Annotated in this window: 23 protein-coding genes; 16 read left to right on the forward strand and 7 right to left on the reverse strand. The window is 68.3% G+C overall.

Going from position 1 to position 26,521, the window contains the following annotated elements:
* Positions 1-5: 5 nt before the first annotated feature.
* Complete coding sequence (locus LGR64_RS13985; protein ID WP_230355817.1) at positions 6-908, forward strand: DMT family transporter; 903 nt, start codon at positions 6-8, stop codon at positions 906-908.
* A gap of 655 nt (positions 909-1,563) precedes the next feature.
* Here the strand turns inward: LGR64_RS13985 and LGR64_RS13990 are convergent.
* Positions 1,564-1,956: a hypothetical protein gene (locus LGR64_RS13990; protein WP_225970930.1), complete on the reverse strand. Its 393-nt coding sequence runs from the start codon at positions 1,954-1,956 to the stop codon at positions 1,564-1,566.
* Between LGR64_RS13990 and LGR64_RS13995 the strand changes: the two genes are divergently transcribed.
* The 8 genes from LGR64_RS13995 to LGR64_RS14030 all read left to right on the forward strand — a co-directional run bounded on the left by LGR64_RS13995 (position 1,885) and on the right by LGR64_RS14030 (position 11,134).
* A complete protein-coding gene (locus LGR64_RS13995; RefSeq protein WP_268868952.1) occupies positions 1,885-3,342 on the forward strand; it encodes a hypothetical protein in 1,458 nt (485 codons plus the stop codon). The genes LGR64_RS13990 and LGR64_RS13995 overlap by 72 nt on opposite strands.
* Positions 3,343-3,524: 182 nt before the next feature.
* A complete protein-coding gene (locus LGR64_RS14000) occupies positions 3,525-4,256 on the forward strand; it encodes a type 1 glutamine amidotransferase (protein WP_141833240.1) in 732 nt (243 codons plus the stop codon).
* Between the two features lie 110 nt (positions 4,257-4,366).
* Complete coding sequence (locus tag LGR64_RS14005; RefSeq protein WP_141833242.1) at positions 4,367-5,176, forward strand: DeoR family transcriptional regulator; 810 nt, start codon at positions 4,367-4,369, stop codon at positions 5,174-5,176.
* A 34-nt stretch (positions 5,177-5,210) separates the two neighbouring features.
* A complete protein-coding gene (locus tag LGR64_RS14010) occupies positions 5,211-6,137 on the forward strand; it encodes a substrate-binding domain-containing protein (protein ID WP_141833244.1) in 927 nt (308 codons plus the stop codon).
* A gap of 80 nt (positions 6,138-6,217) precedes the next feature.
* Positions 6,218-7,720 (forward strand): sugar ABC transporter ATP-binding protein, encoded by a 1,503-nt coding sequence (locus tag LGR64_RS14015; protein WP_230355820.1) that lies wholly within the window; start codon positions 6,218-6,220, stop codon positions 7,718-7,720.
* Positions 7,717-8,745 carry an ABC transporter permease gene (locus LGR64_RS14020; RefSeq protein WP_230355822.1) on the forward strand — a complete coding sequence of 343 codons (1,029 nt, stop codon included), beginning with the start codon at positions 7,717-7,719 and terminating at the stop codon, positions 8,743-8,745. The genes LGR64_RS14015 and LGR64_RS14020 overlap by 4 nt, the downstream gene beginning before the upstream one ends.
* Positions 8,746-8,805: 60 nt before the next feature.
* Positions 8,806-9,774, forward strand: coding sequence for a tagatose kinase (locus LGR64_RS14025; protein WP_230355823.1), 969 nt, complete (start codon positions 8,806-8,808; stop codon positions 9,772-9,774).
* Positions 9,775-9,778: 4 nt separating this feature from the next.
* On the forward strand, positions 9,779-11,134 hold the full coding sequence (locus LGR64_RS14030; protein WP_230355825.1) for a D-tagatose-bisphosphate aldolase, class II, non-catalytic subunit: 1,356 nt from the start codon (positions 9,779-9,781) through the stop codon (positions 11,132-11,134).
* On the opposite strand, the gene LGR64_RS14035 is transcribed toward LGR64_RS14030, so the two are convergent.
* On the reverse strand, positions 11,109-12,023 hold the full coding sequence (locus LGR64_RS14035) for a LysR family transcriptional regulator (protein WP_016448084.1): 915 nt from the start codon (positions 12,021-12,023) through the stop codon (positions 11,109-11,111). The genes LGR64_RS14030 and LGR64_RS14035 overlap by 26 nt on opposite strands.
* Positions 12,024-12,141: 118 nt before the next feature.
* Between LGR64_RS14035 and LGR64_RS14040 the strand changes: the two genes are divergently transcribed.
* Positions 12,142-13,185: a bile acid:sodium symporter family protein gene (locus LGR64_RS14040; protein WP_230355828.1), complete on the forward strand. Its 1,044-nt coding sequence runs from the start codon at positions 12,142-12,144 to the stop codon at positions 13,183-13,185.
* A gap of 59 nt (positions 13,186-13,244) precedes the next feature.
* Here the strand turns inward: LGR64_RS14040 and LGR64_RS14045 are convergent, their stop codons facing one another.
* From LGR64_RS14045 to LGR64_RS14065, 5 genes are all read right to left on the reverse strand, one after another.
* A complete protein-coding gene (locus LGR64_RS14045) occupies positions 13,245-14,345 on the reverse strand; it encodes a DUF6817 domain-containing protein (RefSeq protein ID WP_016448086.1) in 1,101 nt (366 codons plus the stop codon).
* Positions 14,342-14,872, reverse strand: coding sequence for a cupin domain-containing protein (locus LGR64_RS14050; RefSeq protein ID WP_230355830.1), 531 nt, complete (start codon positions 14,870-14,872; stop codon positions 14,342-14,344). The genes LGR64_RS14045 and LGR64_RS14050 overlap by 4 nt, the downstream gene beginning before the upstream one ends.
* A 4-nt stretch (positions 14,873-14,876) precedes the next feature.
* Entirely contained in the window at positions 14,877-15,686 is an 810-nt protein-coding gene (locus tag LGR64_RS14055; RefSeq protein WP_012205012.1) for a MetQ/NlpA family ABC transporter substrate-binding protein, read from the reverse strand.
* Between the two features lie 70 nt (positions 15,687-15,756).
* A complete protein-coding gene (locus LGR64_RS14060) occupies positions 15,757-16,422 on the reverse strand; it encodes a methionine ABC transporter permease (protein WP_012205011.1) in 666 nt (221 codons plus the stop codon).
* Between the two features lie 3 nt (positions 16,423-16,425).
* Positions 16,426-17,472 carry a methionine ABC transporter ATP-binding protein gene (locus LGR64_RS14065; protein WP_012205010.1) on the reverse strand — a complete coding sequence of 349 codons (1,047 nt, stop codon included), beginning with the start codon at positions 17,470-17,472 and terminating at the stop codon, positions 16,426-16,428.
* A 433-nt stretch (positions 17,473-17,905) separates the two neighbouring features.
* Here LGR64_RS14065 and LGR64_RS14070 point away from each other — a divergent pair, with 433 nt between their 5' ends.
* The 6 genes from LGR64_RS14070 to LGR64_RS14095 all read left to right on the forward strand — a co-directional run bounded on the left by LGR64_RS14070 (position 17,906) and on the right by LGR64_RS14095 (position 26,501).
* Complete coding sequence (locus tag LGR64_RS14070) at positions 17,906-20,827, forward strand: xanthine dehydrogenase family protein molybdopterin-binding subunit (RefSeq protein WP_230355832.1); 2,922 nt, start codon at positions 17,906-17,908, stop codon at positions 20,825-20,827.
* The gene (locus tag LGR64_RS14075; RefSeq protein ID WP_063326416.1) at positions 20,824-21,411 is read left to right on the forward strand and encodes a (2Fe-2S)-binding protein; all 588 of its coding nucleotides are present in this window, start codon (positions 20,824-20,826) and stop codon (positions 21,409-21,411) included. Before LGR64_RS14070 ends, LGR64_RS14075 begins: the two co-directional genes overlap by 4 nt.
* Before the next feature lie 5 nt (positions 21,412-21,416).
* On the forward strand, positions 21,417-22,853 hold the full coding sequence (locus LGR64_RS14080) for a cytochrome c (RefSeq protein ID WP_230355834.1): 1,437 nt from the start codon (positions 21,417-21,419) through the stop codon (positions 22,851-22,853).
* A gap of 229 nt (positions 22,854-23,082) precedes the next feature.
* On the forward strand, positions 23,083-23,988 hold the full coding sequence (locus LGR64_RS14085; RefSeq protein WP_141833269.1) for an SDR family oxidoreductase: 906 nt from the start codon (positions 23,083-23,085) through the stop codon (positions 23,986-23,988).
* Positions 23,985-25,490 carry an acyl-CoA synthetase gene (locus LGR64_RS14090; protein WP_230355836.1) on the forward strand — a complete coding sequence of 502 codons (1,506 nt, stop codon included), beginning with the start codon at positions 23,985-23,987 and terminating at the stop codon, positions 25,488-25,490. The genes LGR64_RS14085 and LGR64_RS14090 overlap by 4 nt, the downstream gene beginning before the upstream one ends.
* A 33-nt stretch (positions 25,491-25,523) precedes the next feature.
* Complete coding sequence (locus LGR64_RS14095; protein WP_012205004.1) at positions 25,524-26,501, forward strand: Bug family tripartite tricarboxylate transporter substrate binding protein; 978 nt, start codon at positions 25,524-25,526, stop codon at positions 26,499-26,501.
* The last annotated feature ends 20 nt before the right edge of the window (positions 26,502-26,521 follow it).

The following is a 26,521-nucleotide window of genomic DNA, read 5'->3' on the forward strand; positions in this document are numbered from 1 at the left end:
GCAATATGTTGCACACGTCATCTTCTCACAGTTCGCGCACGCCGCTGCTCAGCCGGCAGGAGCTGGCCCTGATCGCCGTCACCATGGTCTGGGGCGGCACCTTTCTCGTGGTCCATCTGGCCATGCAGTACAGCGGGCCGCTGTTCTTTGTGGGCCTGCGCTTTGTCACGGCGGGTTTGATCGGGCTGCTGGTGTTCCGCAAGGCCATGGCCGGGCTCACGCGCACCGAACTGGTGGCTGGCATCGCCATCGGCGCCAGCATCTTCCTGGGCTATGGCCTGCAGACTTTCGGGCTGCAGACCATCAGCAGCAGCAAGTCGGCGTTTCTGACGGCGCTGTATGTGCCGCTGGTGCCTCTTGTGCAATGGCTGGTGATGGGCAAGCCGCCGCGATTGATGAGCTGGATAGGCATCGGCCTGGCCTTCACGGGACTCATGCTGGTGGCGGGACCGGAGTCCGGCGGCATGGAGTTGAACGTGGGCGAGATGGCAACCATGCTGAGCACGCTGGCGATTGCGGCCGAGGTGCTGCTGATCGGGCATTTCGCGGGCAAGGTCGATGCGCGGCGCGTGACCACGGTGCAGTTGCTGGCGGCCGGCGTCATGGCGCTGCTGGCCATGCCGATGGCGGGCGAATCCGTGCCCGATTTCTCATGGGTCTGGCTGTCCGCCGCGGTGGCCATGGCCTGCGCCAGCATCCTGATCCAGCTGACCATGAACTGGGCCCAGAAGTCCCTGTCGCCCACGCGTGCGACCGTGATCTATGCCAGCGAGCCGGTCTGGGCCGGCATCGTGGGACGCATGGCCGGCGACCGGCTGCCGGGGCTGGCAATTCTGGGGGCCGCGCTGATCGTGGGCGGGGTGCTGGTCAGCGAGCTGCGCCTGGGCAGGCAAACACCCAAGCCGTAACGCGCCCCGGCTGCGGCCCCCTGCGTGCTGGGCCGCACCTGTCCAACCCTGCGGCAAGGCCACAGGCGAATTGCTGCGCAGGACAAATCGCGGGGGCATGCCAGGCGCCTTGAAAGCCCGGCCAGGACACTTCTCAGAAGCTCTTGAAAAGCGGTATTTTCATAATCAATCAGAAACATCCGAGATCAAATAAGCTATTCCTAGGATAAATCCCATTTCCTCAATAATCCTAGGACGACTCTGAAAATCCGATTTTCATCAAAAAGATCATTACAAAACGCAATCAACCCTTTAGATTCCGCTTTTGAAAACAGGCAAGCCATTCATCGGCTTGATGGTCATTCAATTCAGGAACTCATGAAAGGGCGATGGCATGCAAAAGCGTGGCGCGGGAAATCGACGGAAATTGGCCGGCTTTACGGCAGCAATGGCAGTCAGCTGCACAATCGTTTTTGGGACAGGTGGCACCGCATGGGCCGCCTCGGCAGGGGAAGGTCGCGGCTATGCGCTGGAAGTGAAGGCCGGCGTTTCATTGGTAGACCTCGGGCTGGATATCCCGCTGGTAGATACCGGACTGCAGAGTGCGCCGCCGGCGTTCAATGTCTCCGGGAAAATGCTTGCTGCAGACATCGGGGGCGCCACCGACAGCTTGATTTCATTGAAGGCGGGTGTGCTCTCGGCAAGCACCGGGAGCTCGCTGGCGCAAAACCGCGTCGAAACAACCGCAGGCATCAGTGACATCAACCTGTCCATCGCTAGCGTCGTAGCCATCAAGGCTGATGTGCTGCAGTCCCAAGTGCAGGCAACCTGCGTCAATGGCACCGTCCAGCCCACCGGGGCCGCGACCATCGAGAACCTGAGCATCTCCGTGCTCGGTATCCCTGTCCCAATTCCACTGAATCCATCCCCCAATACCGGACTGAATACCGGAATCCTGGAAATCGTTTTCAATGAGCAAACTCCCGTGGATGGGGGAATGGAAGTCAATGCCCTGCGCATTGGCGCGAAAATACCCACCCTCGCCGACGTCAACCTCGTCTTGGGCCATTCGCAAGCCTCGCTTGCCGACTGCACCGCAGCGCAAGGGGATACCACGCCACCTGCGGTAGACATCACCACGTCCCCGGTGATCAATGCAGACAACCAGGAGGCCTACATCGTCGCAGGCAGTTGCACCGCGGGCGATGGCAATGTGAAGGTGACCATCGGCACGGCCCCGAAGTTCGTGACCATGACGACAGCCTGCAATGCAGCCGGAGCCTGGACGGCACCGGCTGCCAATGTGGCCAGCCTGCCTCTGGGTCCGGTGGACATCACGGCCACCCAGACCGATGCGGCCGGCAACACCGGCACGCGAAGTGTCATCACCACCAAGACCACGGCCGCAGCCACGGACACGACGGCGCCCGTGGTCGCGGTGGTGAACGCAGCCGCGATCAATGCCGGAAATGAGCACGGCTACACCGTCTCGGGCACCTGCACGGCCGGCGATGGCGATGTCAGGGTGCGCATCGGCACGGCGCCCAACTCCGTGGAAGCCATCGCAGCGTGCGGCAGCAACAGCCAATGGACCACTGCCGCCACCGACCTGGGCGGGCTGCCTGCGGGCACGGTGCCCATCCAGGCCAGCCAGACCGATGCGGCTGGCAATACAGGGACCGCCAATGTCTCCGTCACCAAGGCAGACACCACGCTGCCTGTGGTCACAGTGGGCACCGCGCCCCAGATCAATGCTGGCAACCAGGGCGCCTACATCCTCTCTGGCACCTGCACAGTCGGCGCAGGCAGCGTTACGGTGACCATAGGCACGGCGCCCAACGCGGTGGTGGCCACTGCGCCCTGTGACAGCAATGGCCATTGGACCACCCCCGCCACCGACGTGAGCGCACTGCCTGCGGGCACGGTGGGCATCCATGTGGCTCAGACCAATGCCGCCGGCAATTCGGGCACGGCCGATGCCACGGTCACCAAGGTCGATACCACGCCGCCCACCACGCCCTCGGTCACGGTGGTGAATCCTCCCACGATAGACGCGGGCAACCAGGGCGCCTACATCCTCTCTGGCACCTGCACGGCCGGCGGTGGCAGCGTGACGGTGACCATCGGCACGGCACCCAAGGCCGTGGTGGTGACCGTGCCCTGCGATGGCAATGGCCACTGGACCACTCCTGCCACAGACGTGAGCGGCCTGCCCAAGGGATCGGTGACCATCACGGTCACCCAGACGCAGGCGACGGGCGATGTCGACTCAAGCACTGCGACCACCACCAAGACCACGCCTGGCGCGGACGATGTCCCAGGCAGCGACTCCGTCGCAGCCATCCCCGTGGGCGGGGCCTGGGCCTCCCTGCTCCTGCTGGGCGCGGCGGCGCTGGGACTGCGCCGCCGTGGCAGGCAGCCGGGTCCGCAGCGCTCCGGGCGGCACCACGATTGACGTAGTTGCCACCATCAAAGGCGCCACGGCCGTGGCGCCTTTTTGCGTTGGACCTGCGCAAGGCATGGGGCGCCTTGATGCGGCCTTGATGGCGTTGTGCGCAAACACAATCCGCCCTTGAGGCAGCCGTCCCTAGAGTCAAGGCCTCACAACAAATGGCTTCCCGATGAAGCCGCGCCGCCATGAGACCTGTCGCCATCCTCCAGCACGAATCCGCCCAGGGCCCCGGCGTTCTGCGTGAACACCTGGAGCAGCAGTGCATTCCCTACCGACTGTTGCAGCCCGCCCTCGATGGCACAGCCCCTGTGCACGCCGCCGACTACAGCGGCATCGTGGTGCTGGGCAGCAACCACAGCGTGAACGAGGGCCTGCCGTGGATCGAGGATGAAGAGGCCCTGCTGGCCGATGCGCTGCGCAGCGACATCCCCGTGCTCGGCCATTGCTTCGGCGCGCAGATGCTGGCGCGTGCCATGGGCGCCAGGGTCTGGCGCAACCCCTGCCCCAACATTGGCTGGAGCCGCATCTGGGTGACGGCCGCCGCCCAGCAGGTCATGGACCTGCCGCGCGAGGCGACGATCTTCCATTGGCACTATGACACCTTCGAGATCCCGCGCGGCGCCGTGCGCACCATGTACGGCAGCCACTGCCTGAACAAGGGCTTTCGCCACGGCCGGCACTGGGCCTTCCAGGGCCACATGGAAGTGACCGCCGCCAGCGTGGCTGCCTGGTGCACCGAAGGCCATGACGAGCTGCTGCGCGCACGCGGCCCCGCGGCGCAGACCGAGAGCGAGATCCTGCGCCACCTGGACCTGCGCATTCCCGTGCTGAACGCCCTGGCCCACCGGACCTACCGGGCCTGGACGGCACAGTTGCAGCGGCCGGTGGTCGTGAGTCTGGGCGTGGCCAGCCGATAGCCCTCCCCGAAGCGGACGCCCCGGTGAATACCCGGGGAGCGCTTGACGTGGCGTTTGCACGCAGAGAAACTTTCGATACGAAATAAAAAACTTTCGAATCGAAAGAATCCATGCAGGACCAAGGCAACAGTTCACTCAAGCGCAGGCTGCAGATCGTGGAGCTGGCGCGCAAGACCGACGAGGTGCGGGTGGAGGCGCTGAGCGTGCTCTTCGGCGTCTCCACCGTCACCATCCGCAACGACCTGCACTACCTTGAGCAGCAAGGCTATGTGGTGCGCGCCTTCGGCAAGGCGCGCTACAACCCCGCCCTGCTCAAGACGGCCGCCGAGATACCCGGCGCCCCTGCCGCCGCGCAAGGCCCGGCGCAGGCCCAGGTGGCCCAGGGCGCGCTGGGCTGGATCGAGGACGACGCCTCGGTCTTCCTGGGCAGCGGCCGCATCACCCACCGCGTGCTGCCGTTGCTGGCCAGCCGCCAGGGCATTGCGCTGACGCTGCACGACCTGGCCATGGTGGCGACGGCGCGGCAGTTTCTCGATTGCGCCATGCACGTCACGGGCGGCACGCTGGCCGGCGACGAGCCCGGCCTCATCGGCCCCGGGGCGGAAGCGGGTCTGCGGGCCCGGCCGCTGGACATCTGCCTATTCGAGATCTGCGGCATCGACGACCGCAACCGCCTGCTGTGCCGCGACCCGGGCGCAGCTCGCCTGTATTCGGCAGCCGTGGAGCACAGCACCAAGGCCGTGGCGCTGGCCCTGGATCTGGACAGCACCACGGGCGGGCACCCGGTCTGCGACATCGCCCAGATCGACGGCCTGTGCGCGCACCAGGACATGGAGCCGGGCGCCTTCGATCTGCTGGCGCACCACCGGCTGCAGGCCACCCGCAAGGCCGAGGGCCGCATCGAATTCGCCAGAACCTGAGCTTTTCCACAACGACAGAGGGAGGGAGACAGCCATGGACCGCAACACGTTTCTCCGGCGCATGCTGGCCGGCGCATTCACATTCGGCCTGCCGGCCAGCCCGGCGCTTGCACAGCCGGGCCCCGGCCCCAGCCCTGCCCGCACCATCGGCGTGTCCCTGCTCACGCAGCAGCACCCGTTCTACCTGGAGCTGGCCCAGGCCATGCAGCAGGAAGCCGCGCGGCAGGGGCTGAAGCTGGACCTGAGCATTGCCAACCAGGACCTGGGCAAGCAGATCTCCGATGTGGAGGACTTCGTCAGCAAGAAGGTGGATGCCATCATCCTGTCGCCCGTGGATTCACGCGGCGTGAAGGCCGCCGTGCTCAAGGCTGCCGCCGCCCGCATTCCCGTGATCACCGTGGACATTGCCGCCAGCGGGGTCGAGGTCGCATCGCACGTGGCCACCGACAACCGCGCCGGCGGCGTGCTGGCCGGCCAGCTCATGGGTCGGGCCACCGGCGGCAAGGGCCAGATCGGCGTGCTGCACTACCCGTCCATACAGTCCGTGGTCGATCGCGTGGAGGGTTTCAAGGCCGCCATCGCCACCTTCCCCGGCATGAAGATCGTCTCCGTGCAGCCGGGCATCACGCGGGCCGAGGCCCTGGCCGCTTCGCAGAACATGCTGCAGGCCCACCCCGATCTCGCGGGCATCTTCGGGTTTGGCGACGATGCGGCCCTGGCTGCACTGGCCAGCGTCAAGGGCGCAAGAAAGCTGGAGCAGGTCAAGATCGTCGGCTTTGACGGCATGGCCGAGGCGCGCGCGGCCGTGGACCGGGAGCCGGCCTTCGTGGGCGTGATCCGCCAGTACCCCGACCAGTTGGGACTGCAAGCCGTGGCCATTGCCGCGCAGCTGCTGCAGGGCAAGCCGGTGGAAAAATTCCACCCCGTGCTGCCCGGCGTGTACACGGCTGCCACCAAATAGCCAGATACGGACCTGCGGAGCAAGCCATGCCAGGCCCATCTGCGAAGCCCTGCCCCGGCCATCCCCAGGATGGCGCCACAATGCCGCCCCCACTGCTGCAAGCCCGGGCGCTGGCCAAATCCTTCGGCGCCGTGCAGGCGCTCAAAAGCGTTTCCTTCCGCCTGCGCGCAGGCACGGTGCACACGCTGCTGGGCGAGAACGGGGCCGGCAAATCCACCCTGCTCAAAATCCTGGCCGGCGTGCACCGGCCCGATGGCGGCCAACTACTGATCGAGGGCACCGGCACCGAGCTGGCCAGCCCCGCCGATGCGCAGCGCCACGGCATCGCCATCGTGCACCAGGAGCTGAGCCTGGCGCCCAACCTCAGCGTGGCAGACAACCTCTTCGCCGCGCGGCTCCCGCAGCGGGCCGGCTGCGTGGACCGCCGCGCACTGCGCCGCGACGCCGCCGCGCTGCTGGCCCGACTGGGCATGGACCTGGACCCCAACGCGCAGGTGGCCGAACTGTCGCTGGCCCAGCGCCAGCTGGTGGAGATCGCCAAGGCGCTGTGCCAGCCCTCGCGCATCGTCATCATGGATGAGCCCACCTCCTCGCTCAGCGACAGCGAGGCGCACATTCTCTTCACCCTCATCGCCCGCCTCAAGGCCGAGGGGCGCGCCATCATCTACGTCTCGCACCGCATGGACGAGATCATGCGCATCTCCGACGAGATCACCGTCATGCGCGATGGCAGCTCCATCTGCACCCTGGCGCGGGACGAAACCGACATCGGGGCGCTGATCGCGCTCATGGTGGGGCGCCAGATGCAGGACATCTATCCGCCGCGCGGCCCCGCCCCTGACCGCAGCACGCGCGCCCTGCTCCAGGTGCGCGGCCTGGGCCTGGCCGGGCGCTTCGAAGGCATTGACTTCGAGGTCCATGCGGGCGAGATCGTGGGGTTTTTCGGGCTGGTCGGCTCGGGCCGGTCCGATGTCATGGATGCGCTGTTCGGCATGCACCGCTGCACGGGCAGCATCCTCATGCACGGCCGGCCGCTGCGCCTGCGCTCGCCGGCCGACGCCATTGGCCAGGGCATGGCCTTCGTGACCGAGAACCGCAAGGAGCAAGGCCTGGTGCTGGACCAGTCCGTGCAGCACAACATCTGCATGGTGCAGGTGCACAGCGGGCGCGGCGGCGCACTGCTGACCGACGAGGCGGCCGAGCAATCGCTGGCCCGCACCTGCGTGCAGCGGCTGAAGATACGCGTTGCCGGCCTGCACCAGCCCGTGCGCCAGCTGTCGGGCGGCAACCAGCAAAAGATCGTGTTCGCCAAGTGGCTGGCCATGCGCCCCCGGCTGCTGGTGCTGGACGAGCCCACGCGCGGCATCGACGTGGGCGCGAAGTTCGAGATCTATGCCCTGATCCGCGAGCTGGCAGCGGCCGGCACGGCCGTCATCCTGGTGTCGTCGGAACTGCCCGAGGCACTGGCCATGAGCGACCGGCTGCTGGTCATGCGCAACAAGCGCCTCGTCCAGAGCCTGGACACCCTCCATCTGCGCCAGGAGACCGTGATGGCGCATGCCACCGGAGCAGGACTGCCATGACCCCTTCCGAACTGAGCATCACCGCGTCTGGCTCCTCCAACGCCGCCGACGCCGCCGAAAGCATCCCGGACAGCCAGGAAACATGGCGAGACGCTGGCTGGCGATCGCTGCGGCGCCACGCCGGCACCCTCATGGGCCTGGCCGCCCTGGTGCTGCTGTTCTCCCTGCTGTCGCCGGCCTTTCTGACGGGCGGCAACCTGCGCAACGTGCTGCTGCAGGTGTCCATCATCGCCATCGTGGCCTTCGGCATGACCTATGTGCTTCTCCTGGGCGAGATCGACCTCTCGGTGGGATTGGTGGTCGCCCTGGCCGGCAGCGTGGCCGGCCTGATGCTGGGCCAGGGCCTGGCGCCCGCCCTGGTGCTGCCCGCCGTGCTGCTGTGCGGCCTGCTGCTGGGCGCGCTCAACGGCTCGCTGTCGGCGCTGCTGCATCTGCCGTCCTTCATCGTGACGGTGGCGACCATGGGCATCTTCCGGGGTCTGGCCTATATCGTCTCGGGCGGCATGCCGGCGCCGGTGGACAACGAGGCCTTTCTGTGGATCGGCAACGGCGAATGGCTGGGCATGCCCGTGCCCATCTGGATCCTGGCCGCACTGCTGGCCGCCAACCACTTCGTGCTGGCCCGTACCGTCTTTGGCCGCAAGACCTATCTGGCAGGCGGCAATGCCGAGGCGGCCACCTATGCGGGCATACGGGTGGGGCGCCTCAAGATCGCCATCTTCATGCTGTCGGGGCTGATGGCGGCCGTGGGCGGCCTGCTGCTCACCTCGCGCCTGTACTCGGCCCAGCCCAACGCGGCCATGGGCTGGGAGCTGGACGCCATTGCCGCCGCCGTGCTGGGCGGCACGCGCCTGGCCGGAGGCCACGGCAGCGTTGCGGGAACCTTGATAGGGGCGCTGATGATCGGCGTCATCAACAACGGCATGAACCTGATGAGCGTGCCCTACTTCTATCAGCTCATCGTCAAGGGCAGCGTGATTCTGGTGGCCGTGTGCATCGATGTGCACAGCAGGCGCAGGCGCTGACGCATGGGCCGGCGGTGCAGCGAACGGCGCACGGGGTTTGATTCCAAAGGGAGGGAGAGCATGCAATCCATCATGACCATGGGCGAGATCCTCGTCGAAATCATGGCCGAGCGAAAAGGCCAGAGCTTTCGCTCGCCGGGGCCGCTGACCGGACCCTATGCCAGCGGGGCGCCCGCCATCTTCATCGACCAGGTGGCCCGGCTGGGGCATCCGGCCGCCATCATCGGCTGCGTGGGCGATGATGATTTTGGCTGGCTCAACATCGACCGCCTGCGCCGCGACGGGGTGGACACCAGCGCCATCGCCGTGTGCAAGGGTGCCGTCACGGGCAGCGCGTTCGTCACCTACCGCGACAGCGGCGAGCGCGACTTCATCTTCAACATCACCAACAGCGCCTCGGCACAGCTGCAGCCCGAGCAGGTCAACCAGGCCGTGCTCAAGGACTGCGCGCACTTCCATGTCATGGGCTCGTCGCTTTTCTCGTTTCGCATCATCGATGCCATGAAGAAGGCCATCGAGATCGTCAAGGCCCAGGGCGGCACCGTGTCCTTCGACCCGAACGTGCGCAAGGAGATGCTGCGCATCCCCGAAATGCGCGAAGCCCTGGCCTACATCCTGGAGTTCACCGACATCTTCCTGCCCAGCGGCCACGAGGTCACCCAGCTGGCCCGCTCGGCCGACGAGGCCGGCGCCATCGCCGAGATCTTCGCGCGCGGCGTGCGCGAAATCGTGGTCAAGCGCGGCGCCGACGGCTGCAGCTACTTCAGTGCCGACGAGCGCATCGACCTCGACGCCCTTGCCGTGGACGTGGCCGACCCCACGGGCGCGGGCGACTGCTTTGGCGCCACCTTCATCGCCTGCCGGCGCCTGGGCAAGACCGCGCTGCAATCGCTGCGCTACGCCAATGCGGCCGGCGCGCTGGCCGTCTCCAGCAAGGGGCCGATGGAGGGCACATCCGGCTTTGCCGGGCTCGACGCGCTGCTGGCACAACAGCCGCAGCACCTGCGGCATGCGGTGATGGAGGGCTGAAACCATGCCCGCCCACCTCACCCACTTCACCCGCCTGGCGCAGTCACGCTCCGGGCAAACGCCAGCAGCCGCAGGCGATGCTCGCGCAACAGGCAGCGCACTCGGCATCTACTCCATCTGCTCGGCCCATCCCCTGGTCATCGAGGCGGCCATGCACCAGGCGCTGGACGACGGCACGCCGCTACTCGTGGAGGCCACCGCCAACCAGGTCAACCAGTTCGGCGGCTACACCGGCATGCAGCCCGCCGACTTTCGCCGTTTCGTGCTGGCCATTGCCGACCGCTGCGCCCTGCCGCCAGACCGCGTGCTGCTGGGCGGCGACCACCTGGGCCCCACGGCGTGGACACACCTGCCTGCCGCCGAGGCCATGGACCTGGCGCAGGACCTGGTACACGCCTATGCGGCGGCCGGCTTCGTGAAGCTGCACCTGGACGCCAGCATGGCCTGCGCGGGCGACCCCCAGGCACTGGACGACGCCACCGTGGCCCGCCGCGCCGCCCTGCTCTGCCAGGCGGCCGAGCAGGCCAGCACCTGCCCCGCGCCCGGCCCGGCGTACGTGATCGGCACCGAAGTCCCCGTGCCCGGTGGCGCCGCGCATGCGCTGGAGCATGTGGAAGTCACCGCGCGCGCCGACGCCCAGCGCACGCTGCAGGTGCACCGCGACGTCTTCGCGCAGCAGGGGCTGGACGCTGTCTGGCCGCGCATCATTGCCATGGTGGTCCAGCCCGGCGTGGAGTTCGATCACACGCGCGTGGTGGACTACGCGCCAGCCGGGGCAGCCGACCTCCGGCAGTTGCTGCGCCAGCATCCGCAACTGGTCTTCGAGGCCCACTCCACCGACTACCAGCGGCCCGAGGCCCTGCGCCAGCTGGTGCAGGACGGCTTTGCCATCCTCAAGGTCGGGCCCGGCGCCACTTTTGCGCTGCGCGAGGCGCTGTTCGCGCTGGCCGCCATCGAGGAGCAGCTCGTGGATGCACCCCAGCGCTCCCACCTGCCCGCCGTGCTGGAGTCGGCCATGCTGGGCCGCCCCGCCAACTGGGAGCGCTACTACCGCGGCGAGCAGCCCGATCCCGGCGCCCAAAGGCTGCTGCGCATCTACAGCTACAGCGACCGCATCCGCTACTACTGGGCCGACCCCACGGTGAACGCCGCCGTGGCGCGGCTGCTGGACAACCTGTCCGCCTGCACCCTGCCCGAGAACATGCTCAGCCAGTTCCTCCCAGCCCAATACCAGGCCGTGCGCGCCGGGCGGCTGGCCCCCTCGCCCCACGCACTGGTGCTGGACCGCGTGCGCGAGGCGATACGGCCGTATGCGGCAGCCTGCAACGCGAGCCTCACAGCTGCCCCGCCTCCCCCCTGATCAAATCCCACACGCTTTGCGCCACGGGCGACAGTTCGCGTTGGCGGCGGCGCACCAGCATGATGTCGCGCTGCACGCGCGGCAGCAGGGGGCGGCTGGCAAGGGCGTCGGGGGCGGCGCCACTCGCGGGAATTCGCCATGCCTGCGGCACGGCCAGTTCCGGCACCACGCTCAGGCCCAGGCCCGCCTGGAGCATGCAGAAGATGGTGGTGGTGTGGCCGACTTCCTGCACCACGGCGGCCTCGGCGTCGTGGGCCTGCAGCGCGGCGTCGATCAGGCGGCGGCTGCCCGAGGCGTGGTCCAACAGTACCAGCGGCTGGCCGGCCAGGTCGCTCCAGGCCACCTGGCGCTTGCGGGCCAGCCGGTGCGTGGCCGGGCAGACCAGGCAGAACGGTTCACTGAGTATGGTTTCGCAGTACAGGTCATCGCGGCCCTGCGGGTCGATGACCACGCCGAAGTCCACCTCGCCGCTGCGCACGCTTTGCAGCACATCGCTCTGGATGCGGTCCAGCAGCAGCAGCTCGATGCCCGGCGCCTGCTCGCGGCAGCGCGCAATGCAGCGCGGCATCAGGTGGGCCGACAGCGTGGGGCTGCTGGCCACGCGCACCTTGCCCAGGCGCTGGGTGGCCAGGCCGCTGACTTCGAGCAGGCATTCATCCAGCGCGTCCAGCACGCGCGTGGCATGGCCCTGCAGCAGTCGGCCGGCGTCGGTCAGTTCCACCTCGCGCGTGGTGCGGTGCAAAAGCTGCACGCCCAGGGCCTGCTCCAGCTCGGTGACATTGCGGCTGACGGCGGGCTGGGTCAGCGCCATCAGCTCGCCGGCACGGCTGAAGTTGCGGCTTTCCGCCACGGCCAGGAAGGCGCGCAGCTGGCGCAGGCTGATATTCATACGGAAAAATTATAAAACCATCAGATAAATCCATTTCTCTTTTCAATGGCCGTGGCGTCCAATCGGGGCCTTGCAGCCTGGCTGCACGAACCGATAGTTAGTTGGAGAGAGTTTTCCCATGGCACGCCCCCGCTTCGCCCCTGACAATTTCACGCTGATGCTGCTGTCCACCGTGGCACTGGCCAGCTTCCTGCCCGCTTCGGGCACCGTCTCGCAATGGCTGGAGGTGGCGACCACGCTCATGGTCAGCCTGCTGTTCTTCCTGCACGGCGCCAAGCTCTCGCGCGAGGCCATCTTTGCCGGCATAGGCCACTGGCGCCTGCACCTGACCATCTTCGCGGCCACCTTCGTGCTCTTTCCCCTGCTGGGCTGGGCGCTGCGCCCCGTGCTGGAGCCGCTGGTCACGCCCGAGATGTACATGGGAGTGCTCTTTCTGTGCACGCTGCCGGCCACGGTGCAGTCGGCCATCGCCTTCACGGCCATGGCGCGCGGCAACATGCCCGCCGCCGTGTGCAGCGCATCGGCCTCCACGCTGATGGGCATCGTGATCACGCCCATCCTGGTCAGCATGCTGCTGCACAAGAGCGCCGAAGGGGGCGACGCGCTGCAGGCCATCGGCAAGATCGCGCTGCAGCTGCTGCTGCCCTTTGTGCTGGGCCATCTGCTGCGGCCCGTGATCGGCAGCTTCATCTCGCGCCATGCCAAGCGCGTGAAGTTCGTGGACCAGGGCTCCATCCTGCTGGTGGTGTACACGGCCTTCAGCGCCGCCGTCATCAGCGGCCTGTGGCAGCAGACCCCCCTGCCCGCGCTGCTGGGCCTGCTGCTGCTGTCGTCCATCCTGCTGGCCCTGGTGCTGGTCATCACGTCATGGACGGCGCGCCGCCTGGGCTTTTCCAAGGAGGACGAGATCACCCTGGTGTTCTGCGGCTCCAAGAAGAGCCTGGTCAGCGGCGTGCCCATGGCCAAGGTGCTGTTCGAGTCCAGCGCCGTGGGCGCCATCGTGCTGCCGCTGATGATCTTCCACCAGCTGCAGCTCATGGTCTGCGCCGTGCTGGCCCAGCGCTATGCACGCCGGCCCATGCACCCCGAGGCGATCGAGGATGGCGCCGCGCCCGCCAGCGCTGCGCCGGCCGCCAAGGCCGAAACGGCGCCGGCCAAATAAGGCACGGGCGCGCACCCATCACAAAAAAGCCTGGCTCTCGCGCCAGGCTTTTTTGCATCTCAGCCCTTCAGGGCCAGGTTGTTGAGCTTGTCCAAGCGCTCAGGCCAGCTTCCCTGCTGCGCCGACTGCAGCAGGATGCGCGTCCAGGCGATCCAGGCGTCCCACTGCACGCGCTTGTCCCAGGCATTGCCCCAGCCGCTGAAGCACTGCAGCGCGCTGGCGGCTGCGCGCGCGGCGTCGTCGGCGCGGCCGGCAGATAGGTAGAGCTGGGCCAGCACCATCTGCGGCTCGCCCACCCAGGGGTTCAGGCGCACGGCGCTTTCCAGCACGGCCGTGGCGGCGTCCAGGTCCACCAGCGGCTGGTCCAGCTGGATCACCGACCAGTACAGCGACACGGCAGCGGCCTCGTCGCCGGGCGACAGCTGCCGGCTGCAATGGTCAAACACCGGCGGCAGCGGCAGCTGGGCGCGCAGCGCCGGGTGCTGCAGCGCGCGGCCCAGGTCGCTGATCTGGCTGAGCATGCGGCTGGCAGGCCGCATGGGACCGGGCCACAGCGAGGCCGCCCAGTGCACGCCCTGCTGCCGCTGGTTCTGCACCTGCGGAAACTGCGAATAGATGTCTTCCTGCCAGCTGAACCACTGCTCCATGGCATCGGCCATGCTCACGATGGTGAAGGCCGCCACCTCATAGGCGCTCAGGCGCTGGCTGCGGCCGGCGGATTCCAGCGCCATGGAGCCGTCTTCGGCCAGGTCGCCGGCCAGGATCTTCTGCATGAACTGCGTGCGGCTCATGGTGCAAAACAGGTAGACCAGGTGCTCGGCGCCCTCGCCCACCAGCTCGCGCAGGCGGCCGCGCTCGCTGCCCGCATCGAACTTGACCAGGTCCACGAAGGCGTTGCCGTAGACGCTGTGCAGCAGGCCCAGCAGGCGCACGTCGCGCGGCTGGCGCCACAGCGCCAGCGAACGCGCCACGCCCGCCAGGTGGTGGCGGAAGGTGCCGGCCTTGTGCCAGTCCTGGCCCACGCCGCGCGCCAGCACCACGGGCAGCACAGGAGCGAGGTCGGCATCCTTGGCCAGCCATTCCTCGTCCAGCAGGTCCTGGGCCCGCGTGAACAGCGCCTCGTCAAGTGTCTGGAACAGTGTCGGGACAGGCAGGCTCATGCGGGCACCTCCATGGCAGCGGCGGGCCGCTGGGTATATTGCGCCACCCAGCCCGCCGTGTCGGCGAACAGGCGCAGCGCCTTGATGCGCCGCGTGGCGGTCAGCGTGAAGCGGTGCTCCACGCCGGCCGGTATGCGCAGGTAGTCGCCGGGCTGCACGCGCAGCACGCGCTCTTGGCCGCCGGCATCGAAGAAGCCGAACAGGCCTTCGCCTTCGAGGATGTAGCGCACCTCGTCATCGGCATGGGTGTGGGGCTTGTCGAAGCGCTCCAGCGCCTCGTCCAGGCCCGGCGTGCCCGGGTGCAGCACGACCAGATCCATGCTGTGGTAGCCATGGGCCACGCATTCGTCGACCACCAGCATGCCCACGGCCTGGACCACGGTGGCCTTGCCGCCGTCGTCCAGCTGGGCCTGCGCCAGCAGCGCGGCCAGGCCGGGCTCGGGCGCCAGCGGGCGGTGCTGCCATTGCACGCCAATGGCGGCCACGAAGTCCGCGTCGGAAACCCGGTGGGATGCGAGGCTGCCCATGGTCTTACCAGGCCGCCGTGTAGGCGCCCTTGAACTGCGTGTCGATGAACTGGCGCACCTCGGGCGATTGGTAGGCCTTGACGAAGGCCTGCAGGCCGGCGTCCTTCTCATGGCCGGCGCGCGTGGCGATCAACACGGTGACATAGGGCGTGTCCGTGGCTTCCAGCGCCAGAGAATCCTTTTGCGGCGACAGGCCTGCGGCCACGGCGTAGCTGCTGTTGACGGCGGCGGCGTCCAGGTCATCCAGCGAGCGCGCCAGCTGGGCGGCCTCCAGCTCCACGAAGCGCAGCTTCTTCGGATTGGCCGTGATGTCCAGCACCGAGGCACGGGCGCCCGCGCCGGTCTTCAGTTCGATCAGCTTCTGCGCGGCCAGCACCATCAGTGCGCGCGAGCCATTGGTGGGGTCGTTGGGGATGCCCACGCGCGCACCGCTCTTGAGGTCGGCCAGGCTTTTGATCTTCTTGGAGTACACGCCCATCTGCTGGTTGACCGCACGGGCCACGGGCACGAGCTTGTAGCCACGGTCCTTGTTCTGGGCGTCCATGAAGGGCTGGTGCTGGTAGATGTTGGCATCCAGCTCGCCCTGGGACAGCGCCGCATTGGGCTGGATGAAGTCGCCGAACTCGACCAGCTTCACCTTCAGGCCGTTCTTCTCGGCCACCTTCCTGGCCACCTCGGCGATCTGGGCATGCGGGCCCGAGGTCACGCCGATGGTGACCGAGCCGTCGGCCGCATGGGCCGGCAGCGCCGCCATTCCCGCCAGGGGCAGGACGGCAGCCAGGGCCAGCGACTGGAGCAAGGCGCGTTTTTTCATGGAATCCCTCTTTCGGAAAATCTCGCGGCAGCTTGCCGCCCCGGCCGCACCGGCCGCCGGGGTGTGTGGATCAGCGGTGGCTGAGCCTGCGCACCGCCCAGTCGCCCAGGCTCTGGATGGCCTGCACGAAGAAGATAAGGATGATGACCACGGCCAGCATCACGTCGGGCAAAAAGCGCTGGTAGCCGTAGCGGATGCCCAGGTCGCCCAGGCCGCCGCCGCCAATGGCGCCGGCCATGGCCGAGTAGCCGGTCAGGCTCACGAAGCTGATGGTCAGGCCTGCCACGATGCCGGGCAGCGCCTCGGGCAGCAGGATCTTCCAGACGATCTGGCCCGTGGTGGCGCCCATGGACTGGGCCGCTTCCACCAGGCCGTTGTCCACCTCGCGCAGCGCGGTCTCCACCAGGCGCGCCACAAAGGGCGCAGCCGCAATGGTCAGCGGCACCACGGCCGCCCAGGTGCCGATGGACGAGCCCGTGATCAGACGCGTCAGCGGGATGATGGCGACCAAAAGGATGATGAAGGGGGTGGAGCGCAGCGCATTGACGATCCAGCCCACGATCTTGTTGGCCGGGCCGTTCTGCAGCACGCCGCCGTGGTCGGTCAGGCGCAGGAACACACCCAGGGGAATGCCGATCAGGCCACCCACCAGGCCCGAGACGCCGACCATGATGATGGTCTCCCACAGCGAGCTGACGAACAGCTCCAGCATCATTTCCGAAAAATTCTCAAACATCGCTCAATCCCTGGTGGAAACGATCTGCACCTGCACGCCGGTGGCGCGCAGATGGTCCACGGCGGCATCGATCTTTGCCGCGTCGCCGCTGGCGAAGACGGCCAGCGAGCCGAAGGTCTGCTCCTGGATCTCGTCGATCTGGCCATGCAGGATGGACAGGTCCAGCCCCAGCTCGCGGATCAGGTGCGACAGGATGGGCTGGTAGGCGCTCTCGCCCGCATACGACAGGCGCAGCAGCCGGCCTTGCTGGCCGGGCGCCAGCTGGGCGGCCAGCGCGTTCACGCGCACGGCCACCGACTCGGGCAGTTGCTGGGGAACGATCTCGTCGATCAGGCTGCGCGTGATGGCCTGCTGCGGGCGCGTGAACACGTCGATCACGGGGCCCAGCTCGGCAATCTCGCCGCCGTCGATCACGGCCACGCGGTCGGCGATCTGCTTGATCACCTGCATCTGGTGCGTGATCAGCACCACGGTCAGGCCCAGCTCGCGGTTGACCTTGCGCAGCAGGTCCAGGATGGAGCGCGTGGTCTCGGGGTCCAGGGCCGATGTGGCTTCGTCCGACAGCAGCACCTTGGGGTGGCTGGCCAGCGCGCGCGCAATGCCCACGCGCTGCTTTTGCCCGCCCGAGATCTGCGCCGGATAGCGGTCGCGCAGCGCGCTCAGGCCCACCAGGTCCAGCAGCGGGTCCACGCGCTTCTTGATGTCGTCGGCCGACATGCCCGCCATCTCCAGCGGCAGCGCGGCGTTGTCGAACACCGTGCGCGAGGACAGCAGGTTGAAATGCTGGAACACCATGCCGATGTCGCGGCGCGCCGTGCGCAGCTCGGCATCGCTGAGCTGCATCAGGTCACGGCCGCCCACCAGCACCTGGCCCGAGGTCGGGCGGTTGAGCAGGTTCAGGCAGCGCACCAGCGAGCTTTTGCCCGCGCCGCTGCGGCCGATGATGCCGAACACCTCGCCCGACTCGATCTGCAGGTTGATGCCCCGCAAGGCATGGACGGGCCCGGTGGGGCCCTTGTAGGTCAGGGAAAGATCCCGAATCTCGATCATGAAAAAACGCCGCGGCGCAGGACGGCCTGGGGACGCCGCTGCGCATTGTTGGGAAGTGGGAGCAAATATAGGTTGCGCGTATAAAAACGCAAACTATAAAAAAATTAAGTAATAAGAAGCTCCGGTTATGCCCAGGACTTCACTACTTTCTGCACAACCCTCAACTATGCCTGAATGTGGACACTCCCTGGCCCTGCCGGGCTATGCGCGGCGCCACGGAGCACTGCGGCAAGGCCCTTCTTGCGCCGGCGTCTGATTGACAGTGCGGCCGGCACGCTGCCGTCGCGGCCTGGCGGCCCTGGCCCGCTCCTGCTTTTGACGATGGCACGCACCCGCCGCTGCCGCCGCGCTGACGCCAGAAGCAGCCTTTGCTGACAGGCCGCGCGGCATGCGCCCTCCTACAGTGGGCTCAACCCCACAGGAGAAGAGCGCCATGCGCCCAGAACAACACTCCGGCGCCGGCAGCCAGGCCGGCACGGCTCCCTTGTCGCGGCGCGGCTTTCTGCAGGCCGCCAGCATCGCAGGCGTAAGCGTCTGGGTGGCGCCGCTGGCCAGCCAGGCCTATGCAGCCCTCTTTGAAGACCGCGTCCTGGGCAGCGTGGCCCGCGAGCCGGCCACCCAGCTGCCGCGCATGCGGCTCGATGGCCGCTCCAAGGTCATGGGCGCCAAGGTCTTCGCCCGCGACATCCGCGCCCGCGACATGCCGCACTGGCCCCAGCAGCAATCCCATGCCTTCATCGTGCGCACCACGCTGGCCGACCGGCTGTTCGACGGCATGGACCTGTCTTCCCTGGACGGCGAGCTGGCGCCCGACCGCGTGGTCACGGCAGAGGACCTGGCGCGCGACGGCCTGGCCTTTCCCGAGTTCTATGGCGAGGACATGCTGCTGCCCGCAGGCAAGACCCCCGCCTACCTTGGCCAGGCCGTGGCCATCCTCATCTACCACGACTTCGCGCGCTTTCGCTTTGCCAAGGAAAGGCTGCAGGCCACGGCCGGCGTCATCCGCTACGGCCGCATCACGGGCGCGCTGGACCGTCCGCCCTGGGGCGTGTTCCGCTATGTGCGCCAGGGCGGCGCCACGGCCTTTGACGACGACGTGTTCTCCAGCCTGCGCGATGCCCCCCTGTTCCCTGCCGAACGCAAGCCGCTGGTCTGGCCGCAGATCTCCAAGGCCGACGCGGTCACGGCACGCGGCCTGCGCGCGGCCGAGCAGATCGCCCAGGAGCTGGCCACGCCGCCCGCCGACTGGCTGGTGCTGCAGCGCCACTACGCCACGCAATCGGTGGACACGGCCGCGCTGGAGCCCGACAACGCCAACTGCTGGTATGACGCGGCCACGCAAAGCCTGCACATGGTGCTGGCCACGCAGTCGCCGCACGAGGTGGCCGAATGGGCTGCGCAGATGGTGCAGGCCAGCAGGTTCCCGCTCAAGAACCTTTTCGTGCACCCGTGCTACACGGTGGGCTACGGCTCCAAGGACCACGCGCCCATGCCCTACTACGGCCTGGTCTGCGCGCTGTATGCGGACGGCAAGCCCGTGCGCCTGGCCAATGACCGGTTCGAGCAGTTCCAGTCCTCGCTCAAGCGCCATGCCTTCGAGATCGACTACACCATGGCCATCGACAGGAAGACCGGCCTCTTCCAGAGCCTGGTGGCCAACATGACGGCCAATGGCGGCGGCCGGGCCAACTTCTCGCCCTCGGTCGCCATGGTCGGCGGCACGGCGGCGCAGTCCATCTACTACTTTCCCAAGAACGACATCACCGCCGTGGCCCTGGCCAGCCGCGCGCTGGACGCGGGCTCGGCACGCGGCTACGGCACGCTGCAGAGCATGGCGGCCACCGAAATGATGGTGGACGAAATCGCCGAACTGCTGCAGATCGACCCCATCGAGCTGCGCCTGCGCAACGTGCTGACCTCGGGCGCCAAGAACACCCAGGGCGCCATTGCCGCCGGTGCCCTGCGCGCCGACGAGGTGCTGGAGCGCGCCCGCCGCCATCCGCTGTGGACCGAGCGCGCCAAGCGCAAGACCGCCTACGAGGCCAGCCACCCGGGCCAGCGCTACGGCGTGGGCTTTGCCTGCGTGCAAAAGGACTTCGGCACGGGCGGCGAGGCGGCCTTCGCCCGCATCGAGATATCGCCCCAGGGCCGCGTGCTGCTGCACCACTCGGGCACCGAGATCGGCACGGGCATGGGCACCTCGCAGGCCCAGCTGTGCGTGCAGTGGTTCGGCAAGCCCGCCGACGAGCTGCAGACCGCCTGCCTGGACTGGCCGGAGCTGCCGCTCAAGGCCGAGGGCGACAACTACACCATGCCCCAGGCCGACCAGGACCGCTTCGCCACCCGGCCGCTGTGGACGCCGGTCTACGCCTCGCCGGCCAGCGCCAGCAACTCGGCCTACTACTACAGCCACGCCACCAGCGAGACGGCGCGCGTGGTCTTCGAGCACGGCCTGTGGCCGGCCGCCGTCGCCATCTGGAGCCAGGGCACGGGCGGCGGCCAGAAGGCGCCCTACGTGGTGCGCCGCGAGGACGCGCGCTGGGTCAACGGCATGCTCACGGCCAACGGCATGCAGCCGCTGTCCCTGCAAGCCCTGGCCCAGAAGGCCCATGCCATGCAGCTGGTCACGGGCGCCGTGGGCCATACCTTCAACCGCTGGCAATGGGCCGAGGCGGACTTCGACATCCTGGGCACCAGCGCGCGCCGGCCGCTGGACGCGCTGGCCGTGCGCCTGGGCAGCGCGCCCGATGCTGGCGCCGTCACGCCTGCCCCTGAAACCACAGACACGCCGCAGGCGGCCACGCCCGTTGAGGCCTCTGTCACCGCGCGGCGCAGCGCCGCCGGCTACCGCATGATTGCGCGGCGCAACCTGTTCTATCCGCCCATGCAGCGCAACAACGCGGGCGTCACCTACTACAGCGCCAATGCGGCCCTGGTCGAGCTAGCGGTGGACACGGGCACGGGCGCGGTCGAGCTGCTGGCCCACCACTCCATCATGGAGTGCGGGCGGCCCATCGTGCCCGAGCTGGTACATGGCCAGCTCGAAGGCGGCATCGCCATGGGCATAGGCCATGCGCTGTACGAAACCATGCCGCTGTACGAGGGCGGCCCCGGCGACGGCAACTGGAACTTCCACCGCTACCACCTGCCGCGCGGCAGCGAGGTGGCGGTCTGGAAGCAGACGGCCGAGCTGCTGGCACCTCTGTCGGACACCGATCCGCCCAAGGGCATTGCCGAGGTGGTGATGATTCCCATCGTCGCCGCCATCGTCAACGGACTGCACCACGCCATAGGCAAGCGCTTCCACGACCTGCCCGTGACCCCGCAAAAGATCAGGGAGGCACTCGCACCATGAGCCTTGTCCCGCGCCCCTTGTCGCTGACCGTCAACGGCCAGACCGTCGGCCCCATGGACGTGCCCGAAGGCATGCCCATGATCGACTTCCTGCACGAATACCTGAACCTCACCGGCTCGCGCCTGGGCTGCGGCATCGGCGAATGCCGGGCCTGCACCGTCATCGTGGACGGGCCCGAGGGCAGCCGCGAGATGCGCACCTGCATCACCGGCGCCCACTACTTCCAGGGCCGCAAGGTCCGCACCATCGAAGGCATTGCCGACCCGGCCGGCGCGGACACCGCGCCCCCGCCCCCGCCCGGCGCCTCGGGCCAGCCGCGCAAGGTCATCGCCATCAGCCCCGTGCAGCAAAAGTACCTGGAGCATTTCAGCTTCCAGTGCGGCTACTGCACGCCGGGCTTCGTCATCGCGGCCACGGTGCTGGTCGAGCGCCTGGCCAAGGCACCCATCCGCGCGGCCGATGTGGAACAGGTCGTGGGCGAGGCGCTGCAGCCCCACCTGTGCCGCTGCACCGGCTATGTGCGCTACTACGCGGCCGTGAAGGACCTGGTCCTGAACACGCCCGGGCTGACCTTGAAAGGATGAGCGCCATGTCCGCCGCCGACCCCAGCGCAGCCACTCCCACCGCCGCCACCGCCGCGCCACCTGCCGACTACAGCGGTGCCCGCCCCCCGCCACCGCGCAGGCCCAGGCGCCGCTGGCGCGGGCTGCTGCTCGTCCTCCTGCTGCTGGCCGTGCTGTTTGCCATTGCCGCTGTCTGGGGCAACCGGCCCCATGTGCCCCAGCGCGAGCCGCAGGCCGTGCACCGCAGCCCCCAGCAGCTGGCCCAGGGCCTGTACCTGGCGCGCGCCGCCGACTGCATGGCCTGCCATGACGGGGTGGGTGGCATAGGTGGCGCCCGGGAAGGCCAGCCCTTTGCGGGCGGCAAGCCCCTGCCCACGCCCTTCGGCACCCTCTACGGCACCAACATCACCCCCGACCCCGACCACGGCATAGGCCGCTGGACGGCCGAGGAATTCCACGCCGCCGTCACGCGCGGCACGGCGCCGGGCGGGCGCCAGCTCTACCCGGCCATGCCCTATGCCTCCTACCACCTGATGAGCCGCGAAGACTCGGACCTGATCTACGGCTACCTGATGAACATCCGGCCCGTGGCCCAGCCCAACACCAAGCCCGCCTTGCCCTTCCCCTTCAACCTGCGCGTGCTCATGTTCGGCTGGAAGACGCTGTTCCTGTCCAGCGCGCCCCTGCCCGTGGGCTCGCAGGGCCAGAGCCCAGCCTGGCTGCGCGGGCAGTACCTGGGCAATGTCATGGGCCACTGCGCCGAATGCCACACGCCGCGCGGCATGTTCGGCCAGATGCAGAAGGACCGCTGGCTGCAGGGCGGCACGCTGTCGCTGTTCACGGCCCCCGGCATCACCGCCGAAGCCCTGGCCGCACGCGGCTGGACGCGCGAGGGCATGGCCCAGTTCCTGCAGACGGGCTTCTCGGCCCACGGCAGCGCCTTCGATGAAATGCACGAGGTCATCGCCAAGAGCACCCGGTACCTCACGGCCGAGGACATGACGGCGCTGTCCACCTTCCTGCTGGGCGACAACCCGCCCGCGCCCCAGCCCCTGCCGGCCGCCGCGCCCCCAGATTCCGGCACCGGCAACGGCGCGGGCACGCTGGACGCGGGCCGGGGCCACTACATGGCGCTGTGCGCCAGCTGCCACGGCAGCGAGGGCCTGGGCCGCAGCCTCACCATGCCCCCGCTCAAGGGCAACAGCACCGTGCGCCAGGCCGACGCCCGCAACCTGGTGCTGGCCATCCTCGTCGGCCTGCCCAAGCACCCGGCCACCCAGCAGGGCCCCACGCCCCTGCCCGGCATGCCCGGCTTCATGCAGGAGCTGACCGATGGAGAAGTCGCCGCCCTGGCCAACTACACCCGCTCCACCCTGGGCGGCCAGCCCGCCGACGTGACGGCCGCCCAGGTGGCCGACCTGCGCAGCGCAGCGGGCAAGGCGGGACACAGGGCTGCGCCCTGAACCCCCGGGCGGTTCTGCAGACCCCGCCCCGTATGCCCCGCCTGCGTCTTGCAGCTTGCGGCGGTTGCGGGGTTGCAGTCCTGCCGAAGGACAGGACTGCTTCGTGAACTGGCTGTGATCACAGCCCGAAACCCCGCCCATTGTTTCCACCACGGAACCAACCGCGTTCCACCACCCTCCTTTGCCAGCCGCCCCTGTCTCCCTAGAGTGAAAGCAAAAGGAGACAAGCATGTTCGAAGCCAATCTATTCCAGGGCCAGCGCGTCCTGATCACCGGGGGCGGCACGGGGCTGGGCCTGGCCATGGCGGCCAAGCTGGCGGAACTGGGCGCCGAGCTGCACCTGTGCGGCCGGCGGCGCTCTGTGGTGCAGCAGGCCTGCGAGATGCTGCATAACGACACGGGGGCGCAGGCCTTCGCGCATGAGCTGGACATCCGCCAGCCCGAGGCCGTGCACACCGTCATCGACCGCATCTGGGCCGAACACGGCCCGCTGACCGGCCTGGTCAACAACGCGGCCGGCAACTTCGTCAGCCGCACCGAGGACCTGAGCATCAACGGCTTCCATGCCATCTCGGACATCGTCTTCCGGGGCACCTTCTACGTCACCCAGGCCGTGGGCCGCCGCTGGATCGCCGAAGGGCTGCCGGGCTCGGTGCTGTCCATCGTCGTCACCTGGGTGGACACGGGTTCGCCCTTTGTCGTGCCCTCGGCCATGTCCAAGGCCGGGCTGGACGCCATGACCAAATCGCTGGCCGTGGAATGGGGCCCCAAGCGCATACGGTTCAACGCGATTGCGCCGGGCGTGATTCCCACCCAGGGCGCCAGCCAGCGCCTGCGCCCCAGGATCGACGGCAACGAGGACTCGGCCGACCGCCGCCGCCTGGACAACCCCACGCGCCGCCTGGGCACGGGCGAGGACATCGGCAACATGGCCGCCTTCATCCTGGCCCCGGGCAACACCTGGCTCAACGGCCAGACCATCACGCTGGACGGCGGCGACGCCCTGGCCAACGGCGCCTACTTCACCGAATACCAGGCCTGGGACGATGCCGACTGGGCGCGCGCCCGGCAGATGGCCAAGGCCGCCAACCAGCCCAACGTCAACGATGGGGAGCAGGAGGCCACGCCCACATGAGCACCGCCGCCACGCCCCATTCCACCCTGGTCTTCGAACAGCGCACGCTGACCGGCGCCGCCCAGCAGCAGCGCGGCCGCCAGCTGGCCCAGGGCCTGCGCAGCCTGGGCCTGGCCGAAGGCGACGTGCTGGCCGTCTTCCTGCGCAACGGCATCGAATACGCCGACGTGGTCCATGCCTGCCGCATTGCGGGCATCTACTACTGCCCCGTCAACTGGCATTTCACGGCCACGGAGATCGACTACATCCTGGCCGACAGCGGCGCCCGCGCCCTCATCACCAGCCAGGACCTGCTCGACGGCCTCAAGGGCGAACTCTATGCGGACCTGCCCCGGCGCGTCGCCCACGCACGCGAGCCGGAGCAGGACTACGAAACCTGGCTGGCCGCCCAGGCTCCTTACGACGGCCCGCTGGTCGCGCCGCGCGGCCACATGGCCTATACATCGGGCACCACGGGCCGCCCCAAGGGCGTGCTGCGCAAGGCGTTTCCCGTGGAAGAACTGCCCCGGCGCCTGGCCGTGAACCAGGCGCTGATCGCCACCGCCTACGGCCTGCAGCCCGGCGCGCGCACCCTGCTGACCGCGCCCATCTACCACAGCGCGCCCAGCCTGTACTTCCAGAACGCGCTCATGCTCAGCGAGCTGGTGGTGCTGGAGCCGCGCTTCGACCCCGAGCGCTTCCTGCAGCTGGTGCAGGAGCACCGCATCGACACCGCCTACATGGTGCCCATCATGTACGTGCGCCTGCTCCGGCTGCCGCGCGAAGTGCGCGAGCGCTACGACATCTCCTCGCTGCGCTTCATCGCCTCCACCGGCTCGCCCTGCGCGCCCGAGGTCAAGAAGGCCATGATCGAGTGGATGGGGCCCATCATCAACGAGACCTATGCCTCCAGCGAGTCGGGCCTGGTCACCTTCATCGGCTCGGCCGACGCCCTCACCCACCCCGGCAGCGCGGGCCTTCCGCTGCAGGACGCCGAGGTCCGCATCCTCGACAGGCAGGGCCAGGCCCTGCCCACGGGCGAGGTGGGCCTGATCTACGTGCGCCAGCCCGCCTATGCCGACTTCACCTACAAGGGCAACGAAGAGGCCCGCCGCAAGATGGACCAGGGCGGCCTGATCACCCTGGGCGACATGGGCTACCTGGACGAGGAAGGCTTTCTCTACGTCTGCGACCGCGACTCGGACATGGTGATCTCCGGCGGCGTGAACATCTACCCGGCCGAGATAGAGAACGAGCTGCTCAAGCACCCCGGCATAGCAGACTGCGCCGTCATCGGCGTGCCCGATGCCGAGTACGGCGAACGGCTGCTCGCCCTGGTCGAACCCGGCCAGTCAGGCACACTGCCCGAGGCGGAACTGAAAGAATGGCTGCGCGGCCGGCTGGCGGCCTACAAGCTGCCGCGCAGCTTCGTCTTCCAGCGCCTGCCCCGCGACGACAACGGAAAGATCGCCAAAAGAAAGCTGCGCGACGCCCACTGGGGCGCGACGCAGCGCAAGATCTGAACCCGCCAACACCGAAAGAGAAGGAGACAACGCATGAACAAGGCCATCGCATTGCTGCTTGCCGCTGCGGCCACCGCAGCCGCAGCCCCCGGGTTCGCCCAGTCCGACTACCCCAGCAAGCCCATCAAGCTCATCGCCCCGTATGCGCCGGGCGGCTCGGTCGATGTGCTGGCCCGCACCCTGGCCACGCACCTGTCCACGGAGCTCAAGCAGTCCGTGGTCGTGGAGAACCGGCCGGGCGCCAACACCATGATTGCCGCCTCGGCCGTGGCGCGCTCACCGGCCGACGGCTACACCCTGCTGCTGGCCAGCAATGCCAGCATGGTGCTCAACCCCCTGCTCTACAAGAAGCTCAGCTACAACCCCGACCGGGAGCTGAAGCTCACCAACATCCTGGCCGAGGCCCCGCTGGTGCTGGTCACCAACAGCCAGACCGGCATCAAAAACGTCGCCGATCTCAAGGCCTACTCCAAGGCCCACGCGGGCAAGCTCAACTACAGCTCGGTCGGCCTGGGCAACCCGCTGCAGCTGACCACCGAGCTGATCAAGTCCCGCCTGGACGTGGCCGCCACCCACATTCCCTTCAACGGCAGCGCGCCGGCCCTCACCGCCCTCATGGCCAACGACACCCAGCTCATGGTGGACGTGGCCGGCACCTCCCTGCCCCACATCAAGGCCGGCAAGCTGGTGGCCATTGCCACCACCGGGCCGGAGCGCTCGCAGTTCCTGCCGCAGACGCCCACCATTGCCGAATCGGGCGTGCCCGGCTTCAGGGCCTCCACTTGGTTCGGCATTGCCGTGCCCGCAGGCACGCCGGCCGACGCGCGCAACACCCTGCAGGCCGCCGTCAACAAGGTCATGCTCAACCCCGAGTTCGCCAGCGCCCTGGGCAACCAGACCCTCGCCGCCAGAAAGCCCCAGACCCAGGCCCAGCTCGACGACTTCCTGGCCGCTGACGGCCAGATGTGGCGCAAGGTGATCGCGGACAACGCGATTGCGCTGGAGAACTGAAGAACTGGTGAGCCGAGGCG

The organism is Delftia sp. Lp-1, assembly GCF_020523835.1.
In the GTDB taxonomy this organism is placed as follows: domain Bacteria; phylum Pseudomonadota; class Gammaproteobacteria; order Burkholderiales; family Burkholderiaceae_C; genus Comamonas; species Comamonas acidovorans.

Bases quoted from the DNA above. Each gene is read 5' to 3' on its own strand.
- LGR64_RS14040 (WP_230355828.1), top strand. From the start codon at position 12,142: ATGGCACGCCCCCGCTTCGCCCCTGACAATTTCACGCTGATGCTGCTG.
- LGR64_RS14055 (WP_012205012.1), bottom strand. From the start codon at position 15,686: ATGAAAAAACGCGCCTTGCTCCAGTCGCTGGCCCTGGCTGCCGTCCTG.
- LGR64_RS14060 (WP_012205011.1), bottom strand. From the start codon at position 16,422: ATGTTTGAGAATTTTTCGGAAATGATGCTGGAGCTGTTCGTCAGCTCG.
- LGR64_RS14090 (WP_230355836.1), top strand. From the start codon at position 23,985: ATGAGCACCGCCGCCACGCCCCATTCCACCCTGGTCTTCGAACAGCGC.
- LGR64_RS14005 (WP_141833242.1), top strand. From the start codon at position 4,367: ATGCAGGACCAAGGCAACAGTTCACTCAAGCGCAGGCTGCAGATCGTG.
- LGR64_RS14030 (WP_230355825.1), top strand. From the start codon at position 9,779: ATGCCCGCCCACCTCACCCACTTCACCCGCCTGGCGCAGTCACGCTCC.
- LGR64_RS13995 (WP_268868952.1), top strand. From the start codon at position 1,885: ATGGAAGTCAATGCCCTGCGCATTGGCGCGAAAATACCCACCCTCGCC.
- LGR64_RS14065 (WP_012205010.1), bottom strand. From the start codon at position 17,472: ATGATCGAGATTCGGGATCTTTCCCTGACCTACAAGGGCCCCACCGGG.
- LGR64_RS14095 (WP_012205004.1), top strand. From the start codon at position 25,524: ATGAACAAGGCCATCGCATTGCTGCTTGCCGCTGCGGCCACCGCAGCC.
- LGR64_RS14085 (WP_141833269.1), top strand. From the start codon at position 23,083: ATGTTCGAAGCCAATCTATTCCAGGGCCAGCGCGTCCTGATCACCGGG.
- LGR64_RS14020 (WP_230355822.1), top strand. From the start codon at position 7,717: ATGACCCCTTCCGAACTGAGCATCACCGCGTCTGGCTCCTCCAACGCC.
- LGR64_RS14015 (WP_230355820.1), top strand. From the start codon at position 6,218: ATGCCGCCCCCACTGCTGCAAGCCCGGGCGCTGGCCAAATCCTTCGGC.
- LGR64_RS14010 (WP_141833244.1), top strand. From the start codon at position 5,211: ATGGACCGCAACACGTTTCTCCGGCGCATGCTGGCCGGCGCATTCACA.
- LGR64_RS14000 (WP_141833240.1), top strand. From the start codon at position 3,525: ATGAGACCTGTCGCCATCCTCCAGCACGAATCCGCCCAGGGCCCCGGC.
- LGR64_RS13985 (WP_230355817.1), top strand. From the start codon at position 6: ATGTTGCACACGTCATCTTCTCACAGTTCGCGCACGCCGCTGCTCAGC.
- LGR64_RS14075 (WP_063326416.1), top strand. From the start codon at position 20,824: ATGAGCCTTGTCCCGCGCCCCTTGTCGCTGACCGTCAACGGCCAGACC.
- LGR64_RS14025 (WP_230355823.1), top strand. From the start codon at position 8,806: ATGCAATCCATCATGACCATGGGCGAGATCCTCGTCGAAATCATGGCC.
- LGR64_RS14045 (WP_016448086.1), bottom strand. From the start codon at position 14,345: ATGAGCCTGCCTGTCCCGACACTGTTCCAGACACTTGACGAGGCGCTG.
- LGR64_RS14080 (WP_230355834.1), top strand. From the start codon at position 21,417: ATGTCCGCCGCCGACCCCAGCGCAGCCACTCCCACCGCCGCCACCGCC.
- LGR64_RS14050 (WP_230355830.1), bottom strand. From the start codon at position 14,872: ATGGGCAGCCTCGCATCCCACCGGGTTTCCGACGCGGACTTCGTGGCC.
- LGR64_RS14070 (WP_230355832.1), top strand. From the start codon at position 17,906: ATGCGCCCAGAACAACACTCCGGCGCCGGCAGCCAGGCCGGCACGGCT.
- LGR64_RS14035 (WP_016448084.1), bottom strand. From the start codon at position 12,023: ATGAATATCAGCCTGCGCCAGCTGCGCGCCTTCCTGGCCGTGGCGGAA.
- LGR64_RS13990 (WP_225970930.1), bottom strand. From the start codon at position 1,956: ATGGCCCAAGACGAGGTTGACGTCGGCGAGGGTGGGTATTTTCGCGCC.